Here is a 15,653-nt window from a genome sequence, read left to right on the forward strand (position 1 = left end):
TCATTCGACGCCCGCGCGCCAGCGCACGAGCGTCACGTCGTCGGTGACCGCGTCGAACGTCGCCGTCACGATGTCCCCGATGCGCACCTCGCCGTCCCGGTCCGCGTCCCCGGTCGAGGTCTCGATCGTGCCGAGCATCCGGATCCCTTCCGGCAGCTCGAGCATCGCGACCGTGTAGGGGACGCGGCCCGCGAAGGCGGGGTGCATGGCGCGGTGGTAGACGGCGAGGCTCCAGACGGTCGCCTCGCCGCGCAGCGGCTCCCAGGTCGCCTCGGGCGCGAGGCAGTCGGGGCAGAGCTCGCTCGGCGTCCAGCGAAAGTGGCCGTTCACGCAGCGCTGCGCGACCAGGCGGTGCTCCCTCGCTGCCGCCCAGAACGGGGCGGTGAGCGGGTCGTCGACATCGGGCAGGTATCCGGTGGTGCTCATGCTCCGGCCGTCAGGATCGACGCCGCTCCCTTCAGGAAGTCGTGCGAGGAGACGTCGAGCGCGACCTCGATCCCGGCGATCTGCCGCTCCCCCGCCTCGCCGCGCAACTGGCGCACGGCCTCGACGAGGTGCAGCCAGCCCCACATGTAGGCCTCGGAGAGCTGCCCGCCGTTGGTGTTGACCGGCAGGGACCCGCCGGGCCGGGTGTGCCCCTCGGCGAGGAACGCACCGCCCTCGCCGAGCGGGGCGAAGCCGTACCACTCGAGCATCTGCAGTACCCACACCGAGGTGGCGTCCTGGATGTAGAGCGCGTCGATGTCCTTCGGGGTGAAGCCGCTCGTCGTCCAGAGCTCCTGGGCGAGGTCGCCGAGCCATGGGCGCAGCAGGCTGTCCGGCGCGTGATCGGCGCGGAACGCGGTGCGCTGCGCCATCGCCGAGAGGCGCACGGGCTTGCGCGGCAGATCCCTCGCACGCTCGGCGGTCGTGACGACCAGCGCCGCCCCGCCGTCGGAGATCATCGTGAGATCGGCGCGGCGGAGGGGTGCGACCAGCGGATCGCTCGCGAGGTAGTCGCCGATCGTCAGCGGCTTGCGGAAGATCGCGAGCGGATTATGCTGCGCCCACTCGCGCTGCGCGACCGAGACCCAGCCCAGCTGCTCCTCGGTGGTGCCGTACAGGTGCTGATGCCGGCGGAACGCCAGCGCCGCGCGCCCGGCCACGTGCACCACCCCCGCGGCCTGCGCCATCTCGGCGCCGCCGCCCACGGCGATGCCGAAGTCGGCGTGCGCCGAGCGCTGGTTGGTACCGTAGGCGAGCACGATCGTCTCCGCGAGCCCCGCCCCGATCGCCATGGCCGCAAGGTGCAGCGAGAAGTTCCCGGTGCCGTAGTCGAGCGTCGCGCCGTAGCGCGGGGCGATGCCGAGCAGCTCGCCGACCTGCTCGTCGATGCCCGCACGCGCCTGCAGGTTGCGGCAGGTGATCAGCCCGTCCACGTCCTCGCGGCCGAGGCCCGCATCGGCCAGGGCGGCTTCGATCGCCTCGACGGCGATCGAATTGGCGGTGCGCCCGGGCAGCTCGCCCTGCGCGGTCGTGCCGATCCCGACGATCGCGATGTCGTCGCTCCTCTTCGTCACGACGCGCTCAGCTCGCCTGGCGCGCCACGAAGTGGACGTGTTCGGCGCGTACGCCGATCTGCAGGGCGTCGCCGACGGCCACGCGCGCGGTGGGCGGCAGCTCGCCGCGCACGCGGTGGCCCTCCACGCGGTACTCCACGTCGAGGTGGCGGCCGAGGTACGAGACACGCTCCACCGTCGCGGGCCAGGTGTTCTCGACGGATCGCGCCTGCTCGCCCGCGAGCACGTTCTCGGCGCGGAAGACCGCGGAGGCCGCGCCCGTCACTCCCGCCGGGGCGGCCTCGGCGCCCGCGACCTCGCCCGCGACGCCGTCGACGGCAAGACGGTCCCGCGTCGGCGCCAGCGTGCCGGGCAGCATGTTCGCGCGGCCGACGAAGTTGGCCGCGAACTCGGTGCGGGGACGCTCGTAGATCTCGCGCGGCGCCGCCTGCTGCTCGACGATCCCGTCGTTCAGGAGGACCACGCGATCCGACATCGACATCGCCTCGGTCTGGTCGTGCGTGACGTAGATGGCGGTGATCCCGACCGCCCGCTGCAGCTCGAGGATCTCGAAGCGCATCTGCTCGCGCAGGCCCGCGTCGAGGTTCGACAGCGGCTCATCGAACAGCAGCACCTTGGGCCGGGTGACGATCGCACGCGCCAGCGCTACGCGCTGCTGTTGGCCGCCCGAGAGCTCGGTGCCGTAGCGCTTCGCGAACTTCGTCAGGCCGACGAGGTCGAGGACCTCGTCGACGCGGGCCTGCGCGTCGGCCTTCGGCAGGCCGCTGAGGCCGTAGCCGACATTCTTCGTGACGGTCATGTGCGGCCACACGGCGTACGACTGGAACACCATGTTGATCCCGCGCTTCTCGGGCGGGACGCTGCGGCCGGGACCGGCGACGATGCGGTCGTCGATCGAGATCGTGCCGGACGACGCCGGCTCGAGGCCCGCGATGCAGCGGAGGGTGGTCGACTTGCCGCAGCCGGACGGGCCGAGCAGCGTCAGGAACTCGCCCGGCTGGATGTCGAACGAGATGCCCTTCACGGCCTCCACGTCGCCATAGCGGATGCGCAGGTCCTTCACGCTGAGGGCGGCTCCGACGGGACCGGCACCGGCCTGGGAGGCGACGGCGGGGAAAGTCATTGTCATGGCGATGTCAATCTCTTGCGGGTGTCCGGGTCGTCACAGCTGCGACGAGTTGATGCGGACGCGGAAAACGAATCGGGAGATGATCAGGCCCGCGAGCATGATCAGCGACATGAGCAGGCCGACGACGGCCGTCTGGTTGAGCTGCCCGTCCTCGACGTAGTTCCATGCCAGGACGGAGAGCGGCTGCGACCGGGGCCCGGCCACGATGACCGCCTCGTTCACCTCGCGCGAGGAGAAGATGAACAGCAGCACCCAGGACGATGCGAGCGACGGCGCCACGATCGGCATGGTGACGGTGAGGATCGCCTTGATCTTGCTCGCGCCGTTCATCCGTGCGGCCTCCTCGAGCGATCCGTCGACCTGCATCAGGCCGGTGGCCGCGAACCGCGCGGCCTGCGGCATGTAGGCCGCGACGAGGGTGATGATCAGCAGGCCGATGGTCGCGTACAGCGGCGTGCGCACGTAGAGCCACACGATCCCGGTGGCGAATACGATGCCGGGCACGGCCATCGGGAAGTTCGACACGTAGTCGATGACGGTCGCGAGGCGGCCGCGCTCGCGGATCGACACGTACGCGACGCCGAGGCCCAGGGCCACCGCAAGGGTCGGCACGGCGAGCGCGATCCAGATGGTGTTGAGCAGGGCGCTCGTCACCTCGGGCGAGGACATGACCTTCCACAGCGAGTCGAACGACCAGGTCATCTTGCGCAGGTCCGTGATCGTGTACGGCGTCAGCGAGATCAGGATGATCGCGGCGTACGGCAGCACGGCGGCGAAGAACCCGTACAGCGACAGCAGGATCGTGATGGGCCAGCGTGCCCAGCGCAGCCGCACCACGCGGGGACGGGTCGCCTTGCCGCCGACCGTGACGAAGCGGCGCCCGTTGCGCAGCGACCGGCGGTAGAAGTAGATGCCCAGCAGCGTGAACCAGAAGATCAACGTTCCGAGCGCGGCCGCCGCGGGCGGATCCGCCGGGAACACCGTCATCTTGCGGTAGACCTGGACAGCCAGCGGCGAGAACCACGCGTCCATGCCGAGCGCCGCCGGGATGGCGAAGATGCCCGTCGAGAACACGGCGATCATGAAGAACGAGGCGACGATCGCGGGGCGCACCACGGGCAGCGTCACCCGCAGCGCGGTCTGCACGATGCCCCGGCCGTTGAGGTACGAGGCCTCCTCGAGGCTCGGATCCATGTTCTTCAGCGACGAGGAGATGAGCATGTATGTGTACGGCAGGAAGTACAGCAGCTGCACGAACATCACGCCGGGGACCGTGCTGATGTCGACGTAGGTCGTGTCGGTGCCGAGCAGCCATTGCAGGTTGACGTTGATGATGCCCGAGCGCGGGGCGCCGAGCATGTTCCATGCCACGGCGCCGATGAACGGCGAGATGAACAGCGGGGCGATGAGGCCGAGCTCGAGGATCGCGCGCAGGCGCACGTCGGTGCGGGCGAGGATCCAGGCGGCCAGCGCGCCGAGGACAACGGCGATGGCGGCGACGCCGATCGACATCAGGAGCGTGCCGACGATCGAGCTCACGTACGCCGGGCTGGCGTAGACCGACAGCACGGCGCGCAGCGAGAACGTGCTGCCCGGCAGGCCGGGCGCCGCGCTCTGGAAGGCGCCGAAGAAGACGGTCGCGACGGGCACCAGGATGAGGCCCGTCAGCAGCACGAGCATCACCACGGCGAGCGCGCTGGGCCGGCGACGCAACGCCTTCGCCTTGGTCTCGATCGTGACCGTGACGGCCGGGTCGAGAGCCCCGCCCGCGCGCATATCGGCGCGCGGGCGGGGCTCGGTTCCGAGACTCGTCATCCGGCGTACCCGAACGTCTCGTTCCACTTCGGGAAGTACGGGCCGTCGGCGGTCATCGCGTCCAGGAAGTCCTGGTCCTTCGCGAAGTCGAACCACGTGTCGTCGCCGGCTGGCGCGTACCAGGGCAGGCCCGCGAGCTCGCGGCTGTCGGCGGCCTCGGTGTTCGTCGGGGCCGACTGCGACAGCTTCGAGTACATCGCGTTCGTCTCCGCCGTCGATGCCCACTCCATGAACAGCCGGGCGGCGTTCGGGTGCGGCGAGTCCGCCACCACGGCGACGCCATCGTTCTGTCCGATGGTGGGCTTCGGGTAGGCGAACTCGAGGGGCGCGCCGTTGTTGACGATCTGCGCCGACGCCCACGAGTCGACGATCGGCACGGCGATGTCGATCTCGCCCTGGATGAGGTTCTGGCCGAGGGTGAGCGTGTCGGAGATGCGCGACGTGTTGTCGGCGATCTTCTGCAGCCCGTCCCAGCCGAGGTCGGATCCGACTCCGTCGGTGTACGTGTACCAGAACGCCTGCACACCCGACGAGATCTGCGGGTTGACGACGCCGATGCGGTCGGCGAAGCGCGGGTCCTCGAGCGCCTCCATCCCCTTGTCCTGGATGAGCGCGATCTCGTCGTCCGAGAGCTTGTCGGGGTTGTAGGCGATGGACTGCGCGTTGCCGTTCTCGACCGGGTAGTAGTAGCCGGCCCGGCCGAGCTCGGCGGGGTACTGATCAGCGGCCTGGGGCGTGTACTCGGCGAGCCAGCCTTGATCGACGGCCTGATCCAGGGCCGTGAAGTCGACGATGCTGATGATGTCGGCCTGCCCCTGGCCCGCCGACTGCTCCTGCGCGAACTGCTGGTAGAGCGGGCCGGGGGTGTTGCGGACGACGAACACCTGGATGCCGTACTTGTCGGTGAACGCCTTGGTCCACGCGCTGAGGTTGGCATCGGACGCGTCGCCGTAGAGCGTGAGGCTGCCCTCGGCCTTGGCCGCGTCGGTGAGCACCGCGAGGTCGAACGCTCCCCCGTCGGCGGAGCTGGCGGGGGTCGCGGCGGGGGCGTCGGACGAGCACGCCGCGAGGGCGAGGGCCGCGATGGCCGTTCCGACGATGCCGAGGACGCGCATCTGGGGGATTCGCATGGAGTTCCTTCTTCGGGAGGAGATGTCTGCTGTGGCGACGCGGGTCATCCGGCATATCCGAACGTCTCGTTCCACTTCGGGAAGTACGGACCGTCGGCCTTCATTGCGTCAAGGAATTCCTGATCCGTGCCGAAGTCCGTCCACGGGTCGTCGGAGCGCGGAGTGAACCACGGCTCCTCGAGGTAGCTGCGCGGGTCGTCGACATCCGTGCGCATCGGCTCGTTGTTCGCTGCCTTCGCCCAGGCGGCGACGCCGTCCTGCGAGGATGCCCACTCGTCGAACAGCCGCGCCGCGTTGGGATGCGGGGCCTCCTGAGCCACGGCGAGCGCCGAGGTCACGACCACAGACGGATCCGGATAGACGAAGCCGAGCGGCGCACCGCTCCCGGTGATGAGCGAGATCACGTAGCTGTCCGCGAGCGGCAGACCGAAGTCGACCTCACCCTGCACCACGGCCTGGCCGACCGTGACTGTGTCCGAGATCGTGCCGGTGTTGGCGGCGATGCCCTCGAGGTTCGTCCAGCCATAGTCGCCGCCCGCGGGACCGTCCGAGTAGAGGTACCAGTAGGCCTGCAGCTGCTGACCCGCCTGCGGCGCGACGACGCCGATACGATCCGTCATCCCCTTCTGCGCGAGGAAGCCCATCGGATCCGCCTGGAGCTTCTCCACCTCCTCGGGTGTCACCTTGTCGGTGTTGTACGCGATGACGGGCACGGTGACGTTCTGCATCGAGTAGTAGTAGCCGTCACGGGCATACTCGGCCGGGAGTGCGTCGGCACCCTCCGGCGTGTACGGCGCGATCCACTTGTTGTCGATCGCCTGATCCAGCGCGGTGTGGTCTAGGAGGCTGATGAGGTCGGCCTGGTTCTGCCCGGCCGACGCCTCCTGGGCGAACTGCTGGTAGAGCGGGCCCGTCGCGTTGCGGACGATCGTGGCCGAGATGCCGTACTCGGCCGTGAACGCGTCGGTCCACGCCTTGAGGCTCGCGTCGGACGCGTCGCCGTAGAGCGTCAGCGTGCCCTCGGCCTTCGCCGCCTCGACGAGCGCGTCCATGTCGGTGGTGGTCGTCACGGCCGGGGCGTCGCCGTCGGCCTGCGCCGGCGCCTCCGCGGAGCACGCGCCTAGCCCGAACGCCAATGTCGCGAGTACCAGGCCGACTGTCACGCGGTGCTGTGTGGTCTTCATGCAAAGCTCCCTTGCCTTGTCACGTGAGGGGTGTATCGCGGTCGCGCCCGTGCCAGGTCTGGGCGAGTTTGCAGATCGCGCGATGACCATCCTGAGGTTGCGCACGACAGCCGGCCGCCACCCTTCCGTGTGACGGAAGGCGCTGTGGGCACCTTTTCCATCGTGATAGCGATCTAGCCAGGAACAGCGGAGGTTCTTCACACTTGCGCGAACCTCGATGCGTGTAGATGGTGTCGACGCATCCGCCGGTCGACCTGACATGATCGTGCGGAAGTGCACCGTCGCACTGCACCGCAGGTCACCGATGCGACACCGAACAGAGGACTGAATGTGACGAGCGCCGAGCGGGTGCGGATGAGAACACCGGACGTCTCCACCGACGACTTGCGGATGCTGCTCGCGCTCGCTCGCACGGGCAAGCTCGTGACAGCCGCGACATTGCTTGGCATCGATCACACGACGGTGAGCCGACGACTGAGGCGTTTAGAGACGGGCCTTGGTGTCACGCTCGTGGAACGCGGAACAGATGGATGGGCGCTCAGCGAGATCGGGCGCGTCGTCGTCGAGCGTGCCGCGCCGCTCGAACAGATCCTGCAGGAAGTCCGCGACGCGGTCTCAGGAGACGAAGGAACCGTCCGCGGGTCGGTGCGGCTCTCGACTCCCGACGGCTTCGGCACCAAGATCGCGAGCGTTGCGGTTGCCGAGGTCATCGCCGCCCACCCGGGAATCTCCGTCGAGCTCGTGACGTCGACGCGCCCCATCAGTTCCCGAGCGTCGGGATACGACCTCGCAGTGAGCATCGGCGAGCCACGTCAGGGTTGGCTGGCCTCGGAATTCCTCACCAACTACACCCTGGGCCTCTACGCAAGCCGGAGGTATCTCAACACTCGCCCTCGCATCGCGTCGCCGACCGATCTCACCGACCATCGGCTTGTGTTCTATGTCGACTCACATCTCAATGTCGCCGAACTGGATCTCGCCCGCCGCTTCGCCGGCATGCACGTGGGCCTGGGCTGTACAAATGTCTCCGCGCAGGTCGAGGCGACGCTGCACGGTGCGGGTGTCGGGCTCCTCCCCTGCTTCATGGCCGAGGAGGAGCCCGACCTCATCCGCGTGCTGCCGAGCGAGATCGCATTCACTCTGGCGTTCTCTCTCAGCAGCCGTCGCAACAGTCCCGCGCCAGATGCCGTGGGGCTGATCCGGCAAGCCATACGCAGCGTGGTCGTCGCGCGCCAGGATCTTCTGGTTCCGCGGACGTGACCCCGGACGGGATCTGCGTTTTCGCACTTCCGTCAGGCAGCAATGACGCTTGTCTGCAGATCGTCGTGGCGTCGAGGATGGGGACCGAAACTCATCGATGAAGATTCGGAGACCGCCGATGACGACCGTCGCCCCCGCCCCCGCACGGATGCGGGCAGCCGTCCTGCGCGACCAGGAGCCCGGCCTGGAGGTCCTGGAGATCGACACCCCGGCGCCGCGGGCCGGCGAGGCGCTCGTGAGGGTGCGGGCGTGCGGCGTGTGCCACACAGACCTGCACGTCATCAAGGGCGAGGTCGCGTTCCCGCGACCCGCCGTGATGGGACACGAGATCTCCGGCACCATCGTCGCCTTCGGCGACGGCACGGATGACGCGCGCGGGCTCACCGTGGGCGACGACGTGGTGGGCGCGTTCATCATGCCGTGCGGTTCCTGCGACGCGTGCGTACGTGGACGCGACGATCTCTGCGCCGACTTCTTCGGCAAGAACCGCCTGGCCGGGACGCTCTATGACGGCGAGAGCCGCCTCGCGATGCCCGACGGCTCGTTCCTCGCCATGTACTCCATGGGCGGTCTCGCCGAGTACTCGGTGGTGCCGGTCACGGCGCTCGCGAAGCTCGCGCCCGGCCTGGACCCCATCGCCTCGGCCGTGCTCGGCTGCGCCGCCTTCACCTCCTACGGCGCCGTGCACCGTGCCGGCCAGGTGCAGCCGGGCGACGCGGTCGCCGTGGTGGCCGTGGGTGGCGTCGGCAGCGGAGTCGTGCAGGTCGCCAAGGCGGCCGGTGCCGATCCCGTGATCGCCGTCGATGTCTCGCCCGAGAAGCTCGCAGCCGCCGCGGCCCTCGGCGCCGACCACACGGTCAACTCTCTCGAGGAGGACGCTGTGGCCGCAGTGCGCCGCCTCACCGATGGGCGCGGGGTCGACGTCGCCTTCGAGGCTCTCGGCAGGCCGCAGACGTTCTCACAGGCGGTGGGCATGCTCGCCGACGGCGGTCGCATGGTCGCGATCGGCATCGCCGCAGGCGCGGCGAGCGCCCAGGTCGAGATCACCCCGCTGGTGCGCCGCGGATACACGATCACCGGATCCTTCGGAGCTCGCACGCGGGAGGACCTCCCATCCGTCGTCGCCCTCGCCGCCGACGGCGGCTTCGACGCCGAGGGCCTGGTGACCCGCCACTACGGTCTCGATCAGGCCGACGAGGCCTACCAGGCGCTCGCACGCGGCGAGATCACAGGCCGCGCCGTCATCGTCATGGGCTGATCCATCTCCCACCCCGACTTCCGACCCTCAGAAAGCAGCACCATGACCGACCGTCTCCTCCATTTCATCGACAACGCGCTCGCCGAACAGCCCGGCGCTCGCACCGCCCCCGTCTTCGATCCGGCGACCGGCGTGTCCTCGAAGCGGGTGCTCCTCGCCGACGCCGAGACGGTCCGTCGGGCCGTCGCCGCGGCGAGCGCGGCCTTCCCGGGGTGGCGCGACATGTCGATCGCCCGGCGCCAGGCGATCCTGTTCCGCTTCCGCGAGCTGCTCGAGTCGCGCAAGGACGAGCTCGCCGAGATCATCACCTCCGAGCACGGCAAGGTCCTCTCCGACGCCGCCGGCGAGATCGCGCGCGGCCAGGAGGTGCTGGAGTTCGCGCTCGGCTTCGCCGACATCCTCAAGGGCGACTACTCGGTGAACGCCTCGACGGGCGTCGACGTGTTCTCCTTCCGCCAGCCGCTGGGCGTGACGGCGATCATCTCGCCGTTCAACTTCCCCGCGATGGTGCCGATGTGGTTCTTCCCCGTCGCGCTGGCCGCGGGCAACACGGTCGTCCTCAAGCCCTCCGAGAAGGACCCGTCGGCCGCGCTCTGGCTCGCCGCGCTGCTCGCCGAGGCTGGGCTTCCGTCCGGCGTGTTCAACGTCGTGCACGGCGACAAGGTCGCCGTCGACGCGCTGCTCGAGGACCCGGAGGTCGCCTCGGTCTCCTTCGTCGGATCCACCCCGATCGCCCGGTACATCTACGAGACGGCGGCCCGTCACGGCAAGCGCGTGCAGGCGCTCGGCGGCGCGAAGAACCACATGCTCGTGCTGCCCGACGCGGATCTGGATCTCGTCGCGGACGCGGCGGTGAACGCCGGGTTCGGATCGGCCGGCGAGCGCTGCATGGCGATCTCGGTCGTCGTCGCGGTCGAGCCGGTCGCCGACGCGCTCATCGAGAGGGTCACTGCGCGCATGGCCGACCTTCGCATCGGCGACGGCCGCCGTGGCTGCGATATGGGGCCGCTGGTCACACGCGAGCACCGGGACAAGGTCGCCTCCTACATCGACCTCGCGGCGCAGGACGGCGCGACCGTGGTGGTCGACGGCCGCGGCATCGAGGTCGACGGAGCCGAGGGTGGCTTCTGGCTCGGCCCGACCCTCATCGACCGCGTCCCCACCACCTCGCGTGTCTACACCGAGGAGATCTTCGGTCCGGTCCTCTCGATCGTGCGTGTGCAGAGCTACGAGGAGGGCCTCTCGCTCATCAACTCCGGCGCCTTCGGCAACGGCACCGCGATCTTCACGAACGACGGCGGCGCCGCCCGCCGCTTCCAGTACGAGGTCGAGGTCGGCATGATCGGCGTGAACGTCCCGATCCCCGTCCCCGTCGCTTACCACTCGTTCGGCGGCTGGAAGGCGTCGCTGTTCGGCGACGCGAAGGCGTACGGCCGCGCGGGCTTCCAGTTCTTCACGCGCGAGAAGGCCGTCACGTCGCGCTGGCTCGACCCGAGCCACGGCGGCGTCGACCTCGGCTTCCCCAGGAACAGCTGATGGATCTGCGGCTCGACGGGCTGCGGGTCTTCGTCACCGCCGCCAGCCAGGGGCTCGGTCTCGCCTGCGCGAAGACCCTGGTCGAGGAGGGCGCCCGCGTGGTGCTCTCCTCCAGCGACGAGGGGCGCGCCGCCGCCGCGGCGGCGTCGATCGGCGCGGAGGCCGGGATCGGCTGCGACCTGACCGACGCGGCGGCTATCGACGCCGGTGTGCGCCGCGCGGCCGAACTGCTCGACGGCCTCGACGCGCTGGTGGTCAACTCCGGGCCGCCGCCCGCCAAGACCTTCGTCGACTCGGACGAGGGCGTCTGGGATGCCGCCATCGACGGCGTCCTGCGCAGCGGAGTGCGGCTGATGCGTGCTGCGATCCCTCACCTCACGCAGTCGGGCCGGGGGCGCATCATCACGCTCACGGGCTACGGCATCCGCGAGCCGCAGAGCCACCTCGTCGCCTCGGAAGCCACACGCGCGGGCATCGCGGTGTCGGCGAAGGCGCTTGCCACCGACCTCGGCCCGTTCGGCGTCACGGTCAACAACATCGCCCCCGGCCCGGTGCTGACGGACCGCCTGGTCGGCATCCAGCAGATGCTCGCGGATCAGGCGGGCCGCTCGCTCGACGAACAGCTCGCTGAGAATGCCGCCTCGGTGCCTGTGCAGCGCAACGGCAGCCCCGAGGACGTCGCCGATCTGTGCGCCTTCCTCTGTTCGCCGCGCGCCGGTTTCATCACGGGCCAGACGATCGTCGTCGACGGCGGCTTCAACCGGGCCGTTTGATCGCTGGCCCGCCTCCGCGCTCGCGTCTCGGGCGCTCCCTAGGATGAGCCCGTGAGCGCACCTCAACAGCCTCCCGTCCCACCCCCTCCCATGCCGCAGCCCCCGTACGTGGGCGGATATCCCGCGCCCGGCACCCCCGGCCAGGACGCCCCGTCGGCACCGCCCTACGGCGCCCCGGCGGGTCAGCCTTACGGCGCGCCCGCCGCGCCGTATCGGCAGCCGCAGGACACTCGCTTCGCCCCGTATCTGCAGGCCCCGTCACGGCCGGAGTCGAACGCGCTCGGACGCGTGGCGCTGATCCTGGCGCTCGTCGCGGTCATCGGGGCGAGCATCGTTCTGGCCGTCACGCTCGCCGCGATCGGGGCGGCCCTCGGCCCGCAGCTGCAGAACGTGTCGGACGACGCGGGACTGCAGTTCCTCTCCCCCGTGCGCGACATCGTGCTGGTCGCTGAGATCGCCGGCTGGGCGGGCACGGCGCTCGGCCTGTGGGCGCTCGTGCAGGGCATCGTCGCGGTGGCGAAGCGCAGCGGTCGCGGCACGGGCATCGCGGCGATCGTCATCGCCGCCGTCGGTCCTGGCATCGCGGCCGGCGCCGCCTTCGTCGGCGTCGTCGCCGGGATCGCGAGCTCGACCGCCGCCTGACGCTCAGAACACGTGTTCTCCGCGAGGACACGCCTGATCTGCGCAGATGACGCGTGTCCTCGTTGAGAACACGTGTTGTGGAGACGGGTCAGGCCTTCGGGGCGTGGAAGCGCTGCTGGGCGGCGACCAGCCCGTCCTCCACGATCCGCTCGACCGCGTCGGCGGCATCCGAGATCAGGATCGGCAGCGTCTGCCGGTCGGTCGCGCTGAACGGGTCGAGCACCCAGTCCGCGGGATCCTGGCGGCCCGGGGGACGGCCGATCCCGACCCGCACGCGGGCGAAGTCGGGGGTGCCGAGCGCCTTCGCCACGTCGCGCACGCCGTTGTGTCCGCCGTGTCCCCCGCCCGACTTGAGCCGCAGCGTGTCGAACGGTATGTCGAGCTCGTCGTGCACGACGATCACGCGCTCGGGGGCGGTGCCGTAGAAGCGCGCGAGATTCGCCACGGGCCCGCCCGAGACGTTCATGAACGAGTTCGGCTTGGCCAGCACGAGCTTCGCAGCACCCGGGCGCAGCCACGTCTCGGCGACGCGCGCGTTCGCCTTGTGCTGCTTGAAGGGCTCGCCGCGGCGCTGCGCCAGCTCGTCCATCACCATCTGACCGACGTTGTGCCGGGTCGCCTCGTACCGGGGGCCGGGGTTGCCGAGCCCCACGATCAGCCAGGTGTCCGCCATGACCTCATCCTCTCAGCGCGCGGATCCGTGCGCGGACATGCGAAGAGGGGACGCGATCGCTCGCGCCCCCTCTCGGCAGAAGTGCTCCGATTACTCGGCGGTCTCCGACTCGCCGGCCTCGTCGCCCTCGCCCTCGGCGGCCTCAGCGGCCTCCTCGCCCTCGGCCTCGGCCTCGGCGTCCGACGTGGTGTCGAGCTGCGGCGTCGACACGGCGACGACCAGCGTCTCGGCGTCGGAGACGAGCGTGGCGCCCTGCGGCAGCTCGACCTCGCCGGCGGTGATGTGCGTGCCGTCCTCGAGGCCCTCGACGTTCACGACGAGGTGCTCGGGGATGTGCGTGGCCTCGACCTCGACGGACAGCGTCATGGCGTCCAGGTTGGCGATCGTGCCGGCGAAGGGCTCGCCCTCGACGACGACGGGGACGTCGACCGTGACCTTCTCGCCCTTCTTCAGCACGACGAGGTCGACGTGCTCGATGACCTGGCGCACCGGGTCGCGCTGGACGTCCTTGACGAGCGCCAGCTGCGTCTTGCCCTCGAACGCGAGCTCGACGATCGGGTTCGCGTGACGCACGAGCAGGAGCGTCTCGTGCCCCGGCAGGGCCAGGTGCACGGGCTCGCTGCCGTGACCGTAGAGGACGGCGGGGATCTGGTGGGCGGCGCGCAGGCGGCGGGCGAAGCCCTTGCCGAACTGGGTGCGCACCTCTGCGGCGAGCGTGGTCTGCTCCGACATGGTGTGTATCTCCTCGTGGACACGCGACGGGATCCGCCGCGCGATGGTCTGTGGGATGTCTCTCGACCCAGGCGTCCGGCATCAGGCGCAACGCATGAGGAGAGCCACGAGGCTCACCCGCGTCGATAACGGCAGAGCACGCGATTACGCGGCTCGCCCTCGCCGAGGTCGTTTTCCATCCTACCGGACGAACGGATACCGTTGTGACGTGATCGATCCTTCGCACATCCTCGCCGCCATCGTCGGCCTCATGAGCCTCACGGCCGTCGTCCTGGTCGTCGGCGCCTTCTTCTCCCTCGGCCGCTCGGGCTACCGCAAGGACTGATCCCGGCGCCGCCGCCGGCGGGCGCTCACCGTCACGCACGGACTCACGTGAGGACGCGGAGCACTAGCCTGGAGGCGACGGGATCGCCTGGCGTGTCCCGTCTTCCCCGTGACACCGTCCGGTGATCCGCCATGATCCGTGTGCAAGGAGATCGCGTGACCGACGCTTCCACCACTTCGCCCGCCCAGAGCGATGCCGCCGTCGCCAACATCGGGGTCGTGGGCCTCGCCGTGATGGGCTCGAACCTCGCCCGCAACCTCGCCAGCCGCGAGGGCAACACGGTGGCGGTGTTCAACCGCAGCCGGTCCAAGACCGACGAGCTGCTCTCCGAGCACCCCGAGGCCGAGTTCGTCCCGGCGTTCTCGTACGCGGAGTTCGCGGCGTCGCTGTCCAAGCCCCGCACCGCCATCATCATGGTGAAGGCCGGCGCGGGCACGGACGCCGTGATCCAGGCGCTCACCGAGGTCTTCGAGCCGGGCGACATCATCGTGGACGGCGGCAACGCGCTGTTCACCGACACCATCCGCCGCGAGAAGTCCGTGCGCGAGACGGGCATCAACTTCGTCGGCGCCGGCATCTCGGGCGGGGAGGAGGGCGCGCTGCACGGCCCCTCGATCATGCCGGGCGGCCCGGAGGAGTCGTGGGTCACGCTCGGCCCGATCCTGAAGTCGATCGCGGCCGTCGCCGAGGGCGAGCCGTGCGTCACCCACGTCGGCACCGACGGCGCCGGCCACTTCGTGAAGATGGTGCACAACGGCATCGAGTACGCCGACATGCAGCTCATCGCCGAGGCGTACGACCTGATCCGCCGCGGCACGGGCAAGAGCCCCGCCGAGATCGCCGACATCTTCGCGGAGTGGAACAAGGGCGAGCTCGAGTCGTACCTGATCGAGATCACCGCCGAGGTGCTGCGACAGGACGATGCCTCCACCGGCAAGCCCCTCGTCGACGTGATCCTCGACCAGGCCGGCGCCAAGGGCACCGGTGCCTGGACCGTGCAGACCGCCCTGTCGCTGGGCGTGCCGGTGTCGGGCATCGCCGAGGCCACGTTCGCGCGATCGCTGTCCTCGCACCCCGAGCAGCGCGAGGCCGCATCGGTCCTGCCCGGTCCGGACGAGGAGTTCGAGGTCGCCGACGCCGACGCCTTCATCGAGGACGTCCGCCAGGCGCTGTTCGCCTCGAAGATCGTCGCGTACTCGCAGGGCTTCGACGAGATCCGCGCGGGCGCCGCCGAGTACGACTGGAAGATCGACCTCGGCGCGATCTCGAAGATCTGGCGCGCGGGCTGCATCATCCGCGCCCAGTTCCTGAACCGCATCGCGGACGCGTACGCCGAGACCCCGGACCTGCCGCTGCTGATGACGGCGCCGTACTTCGCCGACGCGCTCACGCGCGGCCAGGCGGCGTGGCGCCGGGTGGTCGTCGCCGCGACGCAGGCCGGCATCCCGTCGCCGGCGTTCTCGTCCTCGCTGTCGTACTACGACGGCATCCGGGCCGAGCGCCTGCCCGCCGCCCTCGTGCAGGGGCAGCGTGACTTCTTCGGCGCGCACACCTACAAGCGCATCGACAAGCCGGGAACCTTCCACACGCTGTGGTCGGGCGACCGCACCGAGATCGGGGCCGAGGACACGCACTGA

At 70.0% G+C, this 15,653-nt stretch carries 14 protein-coding genes; 6 read left to right on the forward strand and 8 right to left on the reverse strand.

All coding sequences use genetic code 11. The annotated features are described in order from the left end of the window. From AAD528_RS05520 to AAD528_RS05545, 6 genes are read right to left on the reverse strand one after another with little or no spacing between them, the layout of a single operon-like run. Positions 1 to 426: a Zn-ribbon domain-containing OB-fold protein gene (locus tag AAD528_RS05520; protein WP_345751043.1), complete on the reverse strand. Its 426-nt coding sequence runs from the start codon at positions 424 to 426 to the stop codon at positions 1 to 3. Next, positions 423 to 1,559, reverse strand: a complete 1,137-nt coding sequence (locus AAD528_RS05525; protein WP_345751044.1) for a thiolase C-terminal domain-containing protein — start codon at positions 1,557 to 1,559, stop codon at positions 423 to 425. Before AAD528_RS05525 ends, AAD528_RS05520 begins: the two co-directional genes overlap by 4 nt. Positions 1,560 to 1,566: 7 nt before the next feature. Further along, the gene (locus AAD528_RS05530) at positions 1,567 to 2,688 is read right to left on the reverse strand and encodes an ABC transporter ATP-binding protein (protein WP_345751045.1); all 1,122 of its coding nucleotides are present in this window, start codon (positions 2,686 to 2,688) and stop codon (positions 1,567 to 1,569) included. Between the two features lie 33 nt (positions 2,689 to 2,721). After that, complete coding sequence (locus AAD528_RS05535) at positions 2,722 to 4,503, reverse strand: ABC transporter permease (RefSeq protein WP_345751046.1); 1,782 nt, start codon at positions 4,501 to 4,503, stop codon at positions 2,722 to 2,724. Further along, on the reverse strand, positions 4,500 to 5,633 hold the full coding sequence (locus AAD528_RS05540) for an ABC transporter substrate-binding protein (RefSeq protein ID WP_345751047.1): 1,134 nt from the start codon (positions 5,631 to 5,633) through the stop codon (positions 4,500 to 4,502). Before AAD528_RS05540 ends, AAD528_RS05535 begins: the two co-directional genes overlap by 4 nt. A gap of 44 nt (positions 5,634 to 5,677) precedes the next feature. After that, complete coding sequence (locus AAD528_RS05545; protein ID WP_345751048.1) at positions 5,678 to 6,817, reverse strand: ABC transporter substrate-binding protein; 1,140 nt, start codon at positions 6,815 to 6,817, stop codon at positions 5,678 to 5,680. A 330-nt stretch (positions 6,818 to 7,147) separates the two neighbouring features. Here AAD528_RS05545 and AAD528_RS05550 point away from each other — a divergent pair, with 330 nt between their 5' ends. The 5 genes from AAD528_RS05550 to AAD528_RS05570 all read left to right on the forward strand — a co-directional run bounded on the left by AAD528_RS05550 (position 7,148) and on the right by AAD528_RS05570 (position 12,286). Continuing rightward, positions 7,148 to 8,077, forward strand: a complete 930-nt coding sequence (locus tag AAD528_RS05550; RefSeq protein WP_345751049.1) for a LysR family transcriptional regulator — start codon at positions 7,148 to 7,150, stop codon at positions 8,075 to 8,077. Between the two features lie 118 nt (positions 8,078 to 8,195). After that, positions 8,196 to 9,335: a zinc-binding dehydrogenase gene (locus tag AAD528_RS05555; protein WP_345751050.1), complete on the forward strand. Its 1,140-nt coding sequence runs from the start codon at positions 8,196 to 8,198 to the stop codon at positions 9,333 to 9,335. 42 nt (positions 9,336 to 9,377) lie between these two features. Further along, on the forward strand, positions 9,378 to 10,871 hold the full coding sequence (locus AAD528_RS05560) for a CoA-acylating methylmalonate-semialdehyde dehydrogenase (RefSeq protein ID WP_345751051.1): 1,494 nt from the start codon (positions 9,378 to 9,380) through the stop codon (positions 10,869 to 10,871). Further along, positions 10,871 to 11,644 carry an SDR family oxidoreductase gene (locus AAD528_RS05565; RefSeq protein WP_345751052.1) on the forward strand — a complete coding sequence of 258 codons (774 nt, stop codon included), beginning with the start codon at positions 10,871 to 10,873 and terminating at the stop codon, positions 11,642 to 11,644. Before AAD528_RS05560 ends, AAD528_RS05565 begins: the two co-directional genes overlap by 1 nt. 90 nt (positions 11,645 to 11,734) lie before the next feature. Further along, positions 11,735 to 12,286, forward strand: coding sequence for a hypothetical protein (locus AAD528_RS05570; protein WP_345751053.1), 552 nt, complete (start codon positions 11,735 to 11,737; stop codon positions 12,284 to 12,286). Between the two features lie 88 nt (positions 12,287 to 12,374). On the opposite strand, the gene pth is transcribed toward AAD528_RS05570, so the two are convergent. Further along, a complete protein-coding gene (gene pth, locus AAD528_RS05575; RefSeq protein WP_345751054.1) occupies positions 12,375 to 12,959 on the reverse strand; it encodes an aminoacyl-tRNA hydrolase in 585 nt (194 codons plus the stop codon). Between the two features lie 90 nt (positions 12,960 to 13,049). After that, entirely contained in the window at positions 13,050 to 13,691 is a 642-nt protein-coding gene (locus AAD528_RS05580) for a 50S ribosomal protein L25/general stress protein Ctc (RefSeq protein WP_345751055.1), read from the reverse strand. A 456-nt stretch (positions 13,692 to 14,147) separates the two neighbouring features. Between AAD528_RS05580 and gnd the strand changes: the two genes are divergently transcribed. Further along, positions 14,148 to 15,653 (forward strand): NADP-dependent phosphogluconate dehydrogenase, encoded by a 1,506-nt coding sequence (gene gnd / locus AAD528_RS05585; RefSeq protein ID WP_375339590.1) that lies wholly within the window; start codon positions 14,148 to 14,150, stop codon positions 15,651 to 15,653.

The sequence above is a fragment of the Microbacterium rhizophilum genome (assembly GCF_039605615.1).
GTDB lineage: Bacteria > Actinomycetota > Actinomycetes > Actinomycetales > Microbacteriaceae > Microbacterium > Microbacterium rhizophilus.